This window comes from Gemmatimonadaceae bacterium, from assembly GCA_036003045.1.
In the GTDB taxonomy this organism is placed as follows: Bacteria; Gemmatimonadota; Gemmatimonadetes; order Gemmatimonadales; family Gemmatimonadaceae; genus JAQBQB01.
In genome coordinates, this window is the sequence record DASYSS010000022.1 from 20,439 (window position 1) to 32,590 (window position 12,152).

Consider the following 12,152-nt stretch of genomic DNA (forward strand, 5'->3'; position numbering starts at 1 on the left):
GACTGGTTGTTCTCTGCGTCTCTCTGCGGTAAAGCAGTTCCACGAGCTCGCCTGACAGAAGGTCCAAGCAAAGGTCCCTAGTATCGGTAGTGATCCGGCTTATACGGGCCGTCGACGTTCACTCCGATGTACTCCGCCTGATCCTTGCTCAGAGTGGTCAGCCGAGCGCCGAGCTTGCCGAGGTGTAACCGTGCCACCTTTTCGTCCAACCACTTCGGCAGCACGTACACCTCTTTCTTGTACTTCGCGGTGTTGCCGAACAACTCGATCTGCGCCATCACCTGATTCGTGAAGCTCGACGACATGACGAAGCTCGGGTGACCGGTCGCGCAGCCGAGGTTCATCAGGCGTCCCTCGGCGAGGATCATTACGGAATGGCCGTCGGGAAACGCCCATTCGTCGTACTGCGGCTTGATGTTGATTCGCTTGATGCCCGCCACCTTCTTCAAGCCGGCCATGTCGATTTCGTTGTCGAAGTGGCCGATGTTGCCGACGATCGCCTTGTCCTTCATGCGGCCCATGTGGGCGGCGGTGATGATGTCGAAGTTGCCGGTCGCGGTGATGAAGATGTCGGCGGTCGAGACGACGTCGTCGAGCGTCACGACCTGGTAGCCGGCCATGCACGCCTGGAGCGCGCAGATCGGATCGATCTCGGTAATCACGACGCGCGCGCCTTGCCCGCGTAGCGCTTCGGCGCAGCCCTTGCCGACTTCGCCGTAACCGCAGACCACGGCGAGCTTGCCGGCGATCATCACGTCGGTCGCGCGATTCAGTCCATCAATGACGGAGTGCCGACACCCGTAGATGTTGTCGAACTTCGACTTCGTCACCGAGTCGTTGACGTTGATCGCCGGGAACAGCAGCGTGCCCGCCTTCATCATTTCGTAGAGACGGTGGACCCCGGTCGTGGTCTCCTCGGTCACGCCCTTGATGGCGGCGGCAACCTTCGTCCAGCGGCCGGGATTCTTCCGCTGTTCAGTACGAAGCAAGTCGAGAATCACGCCCCACTCTTCGGGATCCTTGCCAGGATCGAAGTCGGGCACGCGACCGGCCTTCTCATATTCGACGCCTTTGTGCACGAGGAGCGTCGCATCGCCGCCGTCGTCGAGCAGCATGTTGGGGCCGCCGCCATCGGGCCACATGAGTGCTTGTTCGGTGCACCACCAGTACTCCTCCAGCGTCTCGCCTTTCCAGGCAAAGACCGGCGTGCCGGCGGGCTGGATCACGGTGCCCGTTCGGCCGACGGCGACAGCGGCCGCGGCGTGGTCTTGCGTCGAGAAAATGTTGCACGACACCCAACGCACGTCGGCGCCGAGGTCGACGAGCGTTTCGATGAGGACGGCGGTCTGCACCGTCATGTGCAGCGAGCCCATGATGCGCGCGCCAGCGAGCGGCTTCTTGCCCTTGTACTCCTCGCGGATCGACATCAGGCCGGGCATTTCCTGCTCGGCGAGGCGGATTTCCTTGCGCCCGAACTCGGCGAGCGAAAGGTCGGCCACCTTGAACGGCGGACGATCGGTGGCTTGCTCCCGCTGCTTCTCGGTCAACTCGGCGACGCCCATTTCAGATTCCTCGAGAGTGATTTGTCATTGCTTGCGGCCTGTGGCCACGAACAGCGTGGGACCTTTCGCTTCCGGCGCGACAGGAAGCGGTTGATAGCGGCAGTTCGCGAAACCGGCACCTTCGAGCCATGCGATCATCTGCGCTCCGTCGAACCCCTGCCAGACGTGTCCGAGCTGCACGACGTAGTCGACGCGGTCGTGCGACATGAGGTCCACGACCAGCAGCCGTCCACCGGGCCGAAGTACGCGCCGAACCTCCGCCATCGCGCGCGCCGGGTCGGTGACGAAGTGCGCGACGAGAAACAGAATCGCCGCATCGAGCGCGCCATCGTCGATCGGCAGCGATTCGATCGTGCCGACGCGCAGCTCGACGTTGTCGTGCGACGCGAGTCGCGTGCGTGCGGACTCGAGCATCGGGCCCGACTCGTCCACGGCGACGACCTTCGCGACGCACGGCGCGAGCGCTTCGGCGACGTGCCCCGTTCCGCAGCCCAGGTCGCCCACGACCCAGCTCTCGTCGAGCAGATGGAGCAACGCAAGCAGGTCGGCGCGCTCGCCGATCATCTCCGAGCGCATCACGTCCCACAGCTTCGACGAGTCGCGAAAGAACACGATCGCTTTGTCGCGCCGCTTGGCGAGAACGCCCTCGGCGCGCCGCTCATCCTGCCGCGAGCCGGCGCCGGCGGAGATTTGCCCGCGCACGACCGACCAGAGCGACTTTGTGGATTCATCGAGACGGTCGCCGAGCATTCGATAGAACCGGCTCGTGCCCTCGCCGCGCGAGACCAGCCAGCCGTCATCGGCGAGCAGCTTGAGATGCCGGCTCACCGTCGACTGCGGCAACTGCAGAATCGTGCACAGCTCTCCGACGGTGAGCTCGTGCCGCTCGAGCAGCAGCAACACCCGGCTCCGGGTGGGGTCGGCGAGGATGGAAAGCTGTTCGAGTACGTTGGGTCCGGAACTCATTATCCGTCTATCCGGATGAAACGTATAACGACTCGTTCGATCCGTCAACGCATGCGTTAAGTGGCTGCTTTATAGCGACTTGAGTCACTTATCAAGAGCCGCCAAACCGCAACTGCTCAACGGAGAGACGCAGACCGGAACTAACGACCTGATTTGTGGCACTCATGCTGTGATGTCCGACCCGGCCACCCACACGCCTCCGTTGTCATACTCTATTGTGAGCCTCTCGAAGGACGATCAGCCGGCGACCGATCCAGAGCTGTATGGGCGCGTCTACGCGGAGCTGAAACGGATGGCGCGCCACCACCTTCGTGGTGCCGACGCCGTGACCCTGTCGACCACGGAACTCGTTCACGAGGCCTATCTCAAGCTTCACGGCCAGGCGGATTGGGAGGGACGAGCCCATTTCTTCGGCGCCGCCGCGCGAGCGATGCGCGAGGTGCTCGTCGATTTCGCCCGCCGCCGAGGGGCGACGAAGCGAGGCGGCGATGCAACGCGTGTCTCGCTCAGCGAAGGCGACGTCGCGCTGGAGATGCAGCTCGACGACATCCTCGCGCTGGACGAAGCGCTCGGACGGCTCGCCGTGGTCGACGAGCGGCTGCGTCGCATCGTAGAACTGCGATTCTTCGGCGGCTTCTCGGAGAAGGAGATATCGGAGCTGCTTCGGGTCTCGGCGCGAACGATCGAGCGGGACTGGCTCAAGGCCCGCCTGTTCCTCCTTCGTGAGCTCGAGTCGGCGACGGCGCGAAAACTCGCCGGGCGCGAGGACTCGACGACCGAATAGCCGGATCAGCCGGCCCCCCACCGCACTTCCGGGGGGCCGGTGTCGGAAATCCTCGCGCTTTTGCGCATGTCCCTCAAGGGGCCGCGTCGAAGTCGATGCGCCCGGGACCCATCCGCAGTAAGCCGCGAAAAGATCCGAGGGGACAGTCCGATGAACCGCCTCCAGTGGAGCAGGCGAGCGTTACTGTTGTCAGCCGTTTTTGGTCCGGTCGCATGCTCCGACAGAATGACCGAAGCCCCGACCGCACCGAGCGCCGCGCGACCCGACGCCGCTTCGGCCGACGTCATCACGCCGCAACTGATTCGACAGCTTGCCGCCGGGCGTGGAATCGTTCCCCTCCCTCCGGCGCCGCACGTCCGCCCTGCGCTCGCGAAGCTCGGCCAGGCGCTCGCGTTCGACAAGATTCTGAGCGGTAATCGCGACATCTCGTGCATGACATGTCACCTCCCGGCGTTCTCCACGGGCGATGACAAGAGCTTGGCGGTCGGCCAGGGTGGCACCGGCCTCGGGCCGACGCGCGAGCCGCCCGCGACGGGCTTCATTCCGCGCAATGGCCCCGCGCTCTTCAACCTGCACGCGATGAAGCATCTGTTCTGGGACGGACGCGTCGAGGTCGATGCACAGGGCGGCTTCCATACACCGGCCGGAAATCAGATCCCCCCCGAGATCGCGAAGGTGTTCGAGTTCGGCGCGCTGTCGGCGCAGCCGATGTTCCCGCCGACCAATCGATTCGAGATGCGCGCATTTGGGAACAGCAACGAGCTGGCCCAAATCGACGACAACGATCTCCCAGGTATCTGGGCGGGCATCATGAAGCGGCTCGGCGCGATCGGCGAATACCGCGGATTGTTCGAGGCGGCGTACCCCGGCACGAAGTTCGAGGATATGACGTTCGCGCACGCATCGAACGCGATCGCCGGTTTCATCATCGATCAGTTCACGTTCAACAACTCGCCGTGGGATCGGTTCCTCGCCGGCAACGACAACGCGCTGACGCCGCGGCAACTCGCCGGCGCGCAGACTTTTCTCACGCTCAAGTGCTCGCTCTGCCACAATGGGTCGACGTTCAGCGACGAGGAGTTCCACGACGTTGCCGTCGCGCAGATCGGACCCGGCGAAGGCGACGGAGTCTCAGGGCACGACGACTTCGGCCGCATGCGAGTGACCGGGAACGCGGCCGACAAGTACCTCTTCCGTACGACGCCCCTGCGCAACGTGGAATTGACCGGACCGTACGGCCACGACGGCGCGATCGTCACGCTCCGCGCGTTCGTCGAGCACTACAGCCAGTCCGATCTCAAACTGCAGAACTACGACCCGACGCAGCTCGAAGCCGCGCTGCAAGGCACGCTTCAGCCGAACCAATCCGCCATTCTCGCGCAGCGCGACCCGCTTCTCGCGGGCGTCGTGTTGACTCCCGACTTGGTCGACCAGCTCATGGATTACATGAGCGCTCTCACCGATCCCGCGGCCCGCAACTTGTCGCGCTCAACGCCGGTCCGAGTGCCGAGCAAGCTGCCTATCGACAAGCCGTAGTGAGTTAACGGGCGTCGGCAATGACGCGATGACGCAACGCGTCGTCGCGTCGCCCGACCGCATCGTCGAGGTCGGCGAGCCAACCGTAGACCTCGCGCACGTCGTGCTGCTCTCGTCCGACCTGGCGTTCCAGTTTGCGTAGTGACCCTCGCAACGCGGAGTCCGCCTCGACGTATCGGCCTTCGCGCGTCAGCACCATGCCGAGCAATCCTTGCGCGTAGGCGTCGCCCGGCGAGGCGCTGTTGCCGAGGCGCCCGCGAATTCGGATCGCGTCTCGTACAGTTCGTTCGGCCTCGGTCAAGTCGTGCCGCTGGACGAGAAGGCGAGTAAGGCCGATTTCGAGGCCGGCGATCGTTTCGTGCTCCGGACCGCGAAGGCGGCGGTCCATCGCGATGGCGTCGCGATACAGGTTCGCCGCCTCGTCGAGCCTGCCGGCGTGACGAAGGGTGCTGGCCAAACTGCTCATGTAAGTCGCGACGAATGGATGCTCCGGTCCATACGCGCGACGGATGACGTACAACGCCTGTCGCGACGTGGCGATGGCCGCCGAATCGTCCCCGCGCCGCGAAAGGAACCCCGCGATGTCGCTCAGCGTAGCCGCGACCATCGGGTGGGCATCGCCGAATCGAGCACGCCGGATCTCGAGCGCGCGGCTATAGAAAGGTCCGGCGCGATTGTAGTCGCGCCGGTCTTCGTCCAGCAGATACGCGATTTGGACGAGGGCGTCGGCAACATGCGGATTGTCGCGGCCGCCCGAACGTTCGGCGGCGGCGAGCGACGCTCGATATTCGTTTTCCGCCTCCACGAAGCGACCCTCGCGCCGCAGGGTCGAACCGAGCGTGAGATAGCTTTCGGCGGTCAACGAGTCATCTGGCCCGAGCGAGTTCTCACGGAGAGCCAAAGCGCGCCGATTGAAAGTGTCCGCGACGGCTAACCGTCCTTGGTAGACCGCGACATTGGCGATCCGATGGAGCGTGACGGCCACACTCGGGTGGTTGGGGCCGAGCGCCGCCACCTGAATTCGAAGCGCCTCGCGCGCCGCCGAATCGGCCGCGGCGTAGCGGTCCAGGCGAATGAGCTCTGCCGACAGCTCGTCGAGCGTGGCCGCCGCTTCGGGCGTCCTCCCGGCGCCGGCGTTTTGCTCGATCGAAAGCGCGCGCGCAAACATCTGGCCGGCCTTCGCGTATTGGCCAAGTCCCCGATACAACCGGGCTGTGACTTCGAGCATGCGCGCTTGCGCCAGCGGATGGCTTTGGAGTTTCTCGGCGCGGGCAGCCGCTCGTTGCAGGAGCTCGTGCGCCGTTAGCGTGTCGCCCCTCGCCTCCGATGGGTCGCTCGTTTCGAACAGGCCCATGAGGAACGCGGTGATGGCCTCCGACTCTCGCGACGCCGCTGCCGCGATGTCGCGCTCCGCCGCCGCCCGATGGGCTTGGGTCAACGCGACTCCGGCTCCGACGATCAAGGAAAGCGAGACACCGAGCGTCGCGATTGCCTCGACACGGTGACGCCGCACGAGCCGCCGAGCTCGATACCACGCCGATCCGCGTCGCGCGTGAACCGCGTGGCCGTGGAGATAGCGGCGCAGGTCGTCGGCGAGCGCGTCGACCGAAGCGTAGCGCTCGTCGGGCTCCCTGCGGATGGCCTTGAGCACGATGGCGTCCAAGTCGCCGGCGAGAGCTTTCGCGCGCGCGGGATCGCTGTCGCGGACAGCCGCCGACGGTGGAGCCGGCTCACCCTTGAGAATCGCCGCCTCGAGTTCCCGAAGATCTCCGTCGTCCGCCGTAAAGGGCAACCGACCGGACAGCACTCGATAGAGCACGACGCCGAGCTGGTACACGTCGGTCAGCGTCGTGACGGGATGTCTCCGAATCTGCTCGGGTGCGGCGTATTCGGGCGTCATCCAATGCGCGCCGGTGTGCGCCGCGGTCTCGTCCCGCGATCGAGCGCCGGGTTCGAGCAGCTTCGCCAGGCCGAAGTCGAGCAGCTTCACTGTGCCGTCGGCGCCGACGAGGATGTTCGACGGTTTGATGTCGCGGTGGATGACCAGATTGCGATGCGCGAACTGCGTCGCACCCGCCGCCAAGAGGAAGAGCTCGACTCGTCCGCCAACAGAGAGTGCGCGCGTGTTGCAGTAGACGTCGATCGGTTGGCCGTCGACGTACTCGAGCACCAGATACGGCTGCCCTGCGTCGGTGCGTCCGCCGTCGAGCAGCCGCGCGATGTTCGGATGGTTGAGGGACGCGACGATCTGTCGCTCAGCGCGGAATCGCGCGTGATCGAGTTCCGAGTCGAGTCCGGCGCGCAGCAGCTTGAGCGCGACGTGCTGCTCGAAGTGCCCGTCGGCGCGGCGAGCCAACAGCACGCGCGACATTCCACCGCGGCCGATTTCTCGCTCGATCGAGTAGGCGCCGATTCGACGCCCCGTCGCGTATTCGGCCGCATCGTCAGCCTCGGCGACAACTGCCGCCGCGACGTTGGACGGTGGCGTCGTCAGAAACTGCCGGGCGTCGTCGACGCGCTCGAGCAGGAGCTGCGCTTCGCGCCGCAGGTCCGGGGCCCCCGCGCATGCGGCGTCGAGCACTTGCGGCCAATCGTTCGGATCGTGCGCGAGCGCCGCATCGAGTATCTCGGCGAGTCGCTGCCAACGATCCGTATCGACGTTCGTCGTCATGGACGACCGACACGGGTAAGACGTGAAGCGCCGGCGCCGGCGCTTCGGTCAAACGTTCAGCGCCCCGACCAAGACGGCAAGGCCGCAAGGTCGGGGCGCCGAGGCGAACGGAACTTCGGTAACCGCTCGCCCGCCAAAAAGCGCGGGCGCCTGCATCAAATCATGTCAGGTCAGTCTCCCGACCCGCCGAGCTTGGGGTTGCTCTGGCGCTCGACATCCGGCAACGGCAGCCCGATTCGGGCGTCGCCGACGCACGCCTGCGATCCGTACGTCAGACCGGCCGGGAAGTTGGTGCCCGTCGCCGGCGTCAGCGCGAGCTTGTAGCGCATGATGTCGCCGATGTGCGTGCCCGTGAGGAAGAGCGCGCGGCGGCGCTGATCGATCACTTCGTTGAGCAGCGACGCGGCATCCGTCGGACCCGTGTAGGTGCCTTCGCTGCCCTTGGCTCTGAACGCATTGATGATCGAGATCGTGTTCGCCGAGTTGGACGACGCGTCGGCCTCGGCGATGATCAACTGCGCTTCATCGCCCGTCGCCATCGGGATGTTCGAGGAGACCGACGTGTACTTGAGCTGCGCCCACGCCGGAACGCCGAGCGCGTTCGGCCGGTTCAGGTTCTGGACCGGAACGCGCGGATCGTTCATCGTGCGGTACCGAGCGCCGACCGACGACGACACGCCCAAGGCGTTGCTCTCGACGAACACGCGGTTGTTGCGGCGGCTGCTGACCGAGGATGCCGTGGCGTTGAACACGAAACTGGCGGGCACCAACGCCGCGTCGGTTCGCGCACCGGCCAGGTTTCCCTGGTCCTGCCGGGCCCTTGCTCGGCCGACGAGCGCCATGTTGAGAATGCTCGACGCCGCAGCACCCTGGGCCTGTGCCACGGTGATCGCCTGGTTGAAGCGGTCCTCGGCGGCCTTGAAGGCGTCGTTCCGCGTCGTCTCGCCGGCGTAGGCGAAATCGGTTCCGGAAATCGTCGTCAACACCGTGGAGCAGAACCCTTCTCCGAGGAGGAGGATGCTCCAGGCCTCGTACGCGGCGGCCGTGGCGATGAGCACCTGCCGGTTGGTACCGGCCGGAATTTCGGCGTCGGTCCAGCCCTCGAGCAGCGTGCGGATGTGGTTGGCCGTGACGCGGGCGGTCTGCAGCGGCGTGTAGACACCGAGACCGTCGCACGAATTGACGGAGTACATGCTCTGGTTCGACTGCACGTCGCGGCGGTCGTAGGGCCACCGTGAGGCGGTCTGCGTGTAGTCGTCGAGCTCTTCGCCGACGAGACCGCCGACGACGACGTAGGCGCCGAACGCGCACTCGAAGTCAGAGACGGCGCCGTTGACGAGGAGCGCGGCGTTGGCCGGGGTCTCGAGCGTCCCGGCCGGGATGCGGCTGGGCGAGTCGACCGACAGTGCCTTGTTGACGTCGCAGCCGGCGAGGGCGAGCGCCGTCGCCGCCGACGCCACCAGCGCGGCGATCCACCGGCTCCGCGCTTTCAGATTATATGGATGCATATTTATAATCTCTTAGAAGCCGAGGTTGAGGGAGAGGATCCAGGTCGTGAGCTGTGGGGTCAGCGTCTGCTCCCACGCGACGTTGCCGCCGCGGGTGCCGCCGAGCCAACTCGCTTCGGGCTCGAAGCCCTGATAGTTGGTCCACGTGTGCAGGTTGCGGCCCGAGATCGAGACCGTCGCGCGCGACACGTTGCCGTGGTGGCTGAAACGCTCCGGGACGTCGTACGACACGGTGAACTCGCGCCACTTCGTGAAGCTCGCGTCGGTGATGAGGAAATCCACGACGTTCGAGTTCTGCATCTGCGCGATCGTGACCGGGTCGTAGTCGAGCGGGAAGTAATTCTCGCGGCAGCGGCCGCCGATGACCGGCGTGCAGCGGACGCGCGTGTTGCCGTCGATCTTCTTGTGCCCCTGCTTGAAGTCGATGAAGGTGCTGACGTGGAAGCGGCTCCAGAGGCCGAGGTTGGCCGACACCGAACCTTCGTGCGGCGGCACCGACCGGCCGAGGTAGACGAGCGGCGCGTCGTCGGCGGTGCCGAACGCGTTGTCCGGACCGGCGCACTGCACCTGGCCGCCCTTGCCGTTGGAGCACATCAGCGTGCTGAGAATGAGCTTGCCGTTGGCGTCGAGCTTCGCGTCGGTCACGTGGCGCTCCCAGAATCCGAACGCGTCGTAGCCGATCGCCTGTCGCGTGAAGCTGCCCGAGTTCACGAACGACACCGTGTCGAACAGCGCGAGCACGCGGTTGTCGTTGTTCGCGAAGTTGAACGTCAGGTCGAGGTTGGCGTTTCGCGTGCGGAGCGGGTTCGCGCGAACCTGGAGCTCGTTGCCCCAGTTGCGGATCGCGCCGGCGTTGAACGGCTGCGTGCTCGGAATGCCGGTGGACGGCGCGATCTGGCGGTTGAGGATCGCGTCGACGGTTTTCTTATTGTAATACGTGTACTCGATGCCGAGCCGGTCGTCGAGCATGCTGGCGTCGAAGCCGAGCTCGATTTCCTTGCCGCGCTCGGGGCCGAGGTTCGGGTTGCCGATGAACAGGGGCGTGACCGCCGGCGTGTCGCCCGGACCGGACGCCGAGCCGTACGTGCGGAGCGCCGAGTAGGTCGACGGCGCCTTGCCGGCCTCGCCGTACGCCGCGCGCAGACGCAGCGACGACAACCGGTTGCCGATCACCGGAACCTTGAACCACGGCTCGTCGGAGATCACGTAGCTCACCGAGTACTTCGGGTACGTCACTCGGCTGAAGCCCGCGCCGAACGCGCTGGCGTCGTCGGAGCGCAGCGCGGCCGTGAGGAAGAGACGATCGCGCCAGCCGAACTGCTCCTGCACGTACACGCCGAGCGTCTTGTCTTCCGAGAAGTCCTGGTCGTTCGTCTTCGACTGCGTCGTCGCCTGGACGGTGCTCAACCCCGGCGTCGGGAAAACGGAGCCGCTCGCCGAGACGTAGTCCACGGAGTTGTGGTAGAACTGCGCGCCGCCCGACGTGATGAAGCGCGTCGTCGGCCTGAAGTCGTACGTCGCGCTCGCCGAGTAGTCGAGCGTGTTGTACGTGGTCGAGCGATCCTGCACGCTGCGGTAGCCGAGCGCGTCGGAGCCGACCGTGTAGACCAGCGAGTCGATTCGCGGCGCGTAGGTGTCGTTCTCTTCACGCGTGCGGTCGAGACCGATCGCCAGATGCTGCTGGAACCACGTGAACGGCGTATGGTCGATCCGGAGACTGCCGGAGAATCGATCCAAATTCTGCCAGTAGTGATAGATGTCGTCGTATTGGTACGGCAAAAGACTATGAAAGCCGTGGCGCCGCGGGTTGTTGTAGTTGGCCGGCGTACCCAGCAGCGTGGTCCACGTGTGGCCGCCGCATCCGCCCTCGCAGCCGAGCTGCGTCGGGCCGGTGTTGAGGCCGAGGTTCGCCGAGATGCGGAGCGACTGCGACGCGGCGAGACCGAGGTTCATGCGCGTGCTGTAGCGGCGCAAGTCGTTGTTCGGGTCGGCGCCCTGCGAGTCGAGCAGATTGCCGCTGAGGTAGTAGTTCAGGTTGCCCGTTCCGCCGCTGACGGCGACTTCGCTCTCCTGATGGCGTCCGTCACGATAGATGTCGCAGCGACGGCCGGTCTTGTTCGCGGTCGAGTCGCCGCACGCGCCGACTTCGAGCGAGTCCATGTTGAGCGGAACCGGCGTCGTCGTGCCGGGGATGATGCCCCAGTTCTGCGCGAAACGGCTCTTCCAGTCCTGGACGTAGTTCTGTCCCTGACGGAGCATCACGTTCCAACGCGCGTTTCCGCCGGTGCCCTTCTTCGTGATGATGTTGACGACGCCGTTCGACGCTTCCGTTCCATAGAGCGTCGCCGCGCTCGGACCCTTGAGGACTTCGATCGACTCGATGTCTTCGGGGTTCAAGTCGTTGAGGCGCGAGATCGAGCTCGAGCTGAACGCCTGATTGACGGGACCGGTCGCGACTTCGTTGTTGACGCGAACGCCGTCGATGTAGATGAGCGGATTGTTGCCGAGCGAGAAGCTCGCCGTGCCGCGCACCCGAAGCTGCTGGCCCGAGCCCACCATGCCCGACGTCGGCATCACGACCACGCTCGGCGTCCGGCCGTTGATCAGGCCTTGCACCGAGAGGATCGGGGCGTTGGCGACGATGTCCGCCGCGTCGATCGTGCCGACGGAGTTACCGATTTCACGCTTTTGCGCCGCGCCGACGGTGCCCGTCACGACGACCGCCTCGAGGCTCGCGGGATTGCTCACGAGCGTGATCGTCAAATCGGTTTGTCCGACGCGGGCCGCGACTTCCGCGTTCCGGTATCCGATGCGACGCACGCTGAGCGTCGCGTTGGTGCCGATGATGCCCGTGATGCGAAATTTTCCCTGATTGTCGGAGGTGGCGCGGAGCGTTCCGCCGGCCGCGGTGATTTGCGCGTTGGGAATCGCTTCGGCGGATCCGGCGGCGATGACCTGGCCCGAGATGGCGCCCTGCGCGAATGCGGAACTTGCTGAACCAACGGTCGCGATCGCGGCGATCGCGAGAGAGATGAGGCTACGTGTGAGGAGTGATCGCCCCGCGCGTGGCATATGCACACGACGGGCGTGGGGGTGGGGCATTGCCATGACGGCCCTTCCAGGTG

Annotated in this window: 7 protein-coding genes; 2 read left to right on the forward strand and 5 right to left on the reverse strand. The window is 65.5% G+C overall.

Going from position 1 to position 12,152, the window contains the following annotated elements:
- Positions 1-77: 77 nt before the first annotated feature.
- Together ahcY and VGQ44_04135 are read right to left on the reverse strand one after the other, a co-directional pair.
- Positions 78-1,562, reverse strand: a complete 1,485-nt coding sequence (gene ahcY, locus VGQ44_04130) for an adenosylhomocysteinase (GenBank protein HEV8445976.1) — start codon at positions 1,560-1,562, stop codon at positions 78-80.
- Between the two features lie 24 nt (positions 1,563-1,586).
- Positions 1,587-2,528 (reverse strand): metalloregulator ArsR/SmtB family transcription factor, encoded by a 942-nt coding sequence (locus VGQ44_04135; GenBank protein HEV8445977.1) that lies wholly within the window; start codon positions 2,526-2,528, stop codon positions 1,587-1,589.
- 202 nt (positions 2,529-2,730) lie between these two features.
- On the opposite strand from VGQ44_04135, the gene VGQ44_04140 reads away from it, so the two are divergent.
- Entirely contained in the window at positions 2,731-3,312 is a 582-nt protein-coding gene (locus tag VGQ44_04140; protein ID HEV8445978.1) for an ECF-type sigma factor, read from the forward strand.
- A gap of 225 nt (positions 3,313-3,537) precedes the next feature.
- Positions 3,538-4,848, forward strand: a complete 1,311-nt coding sequence (locus tag VGQ44_04145) for a cytochrome c peroxidase (protein ID HEV8445979.1) — start codon at positions 3,538-3,540, stop codon at positions 4,846-4,848.
- Positions 4,849-4,852: 4 nt separating this feature from the next.
- On the opposite strand, the gene VGQ44_04150 is transcribed toward VGQ44_04145, so the two are convergent.
- The 3 genes from VGQ44_04150 to VGQ44_04160 form a co-directional block, all read right to left on the reverse strand.
- Complete coding sequence (locus VGQ44_04150) at positions 4,853-7,519, reverse strand: serine/threonine-protein kinase (GenBank protein ID HEV8445980.1); 2,667 nt, start codon at positions 7,517-7,519, stop codon at positions 4,853-4,855.
- A 170-nt stretch (positions 7,520-7,689) separates the two neighbouring features.
- Positions 7,690-9,027, reverse strand: coding sequence for a hypothetical protein (locus VGQ44_04155; GenBank protein HEV8445981.1), 1,338 nt, complete (start codon positions 9,025-9,027; stop codon positions 7,690-7,692).
- Positions 9,028-9,039: 12 nt separating this feature from the next.
- Positions 9,040-12,135: a SusC/RagA family TonB-linked outer membrane protein gene (locus VGQ44_04160; GenBank protein ID HEV8445982.1), complete on the reverse strand. Its 3,096-nt coding sequence runs from the start codon at positions 12,133-12,135 to the stop codon at positions 9,040-9,042.
- Positions 12,136-12,152 lie beyond the last annotated feature (17 nt).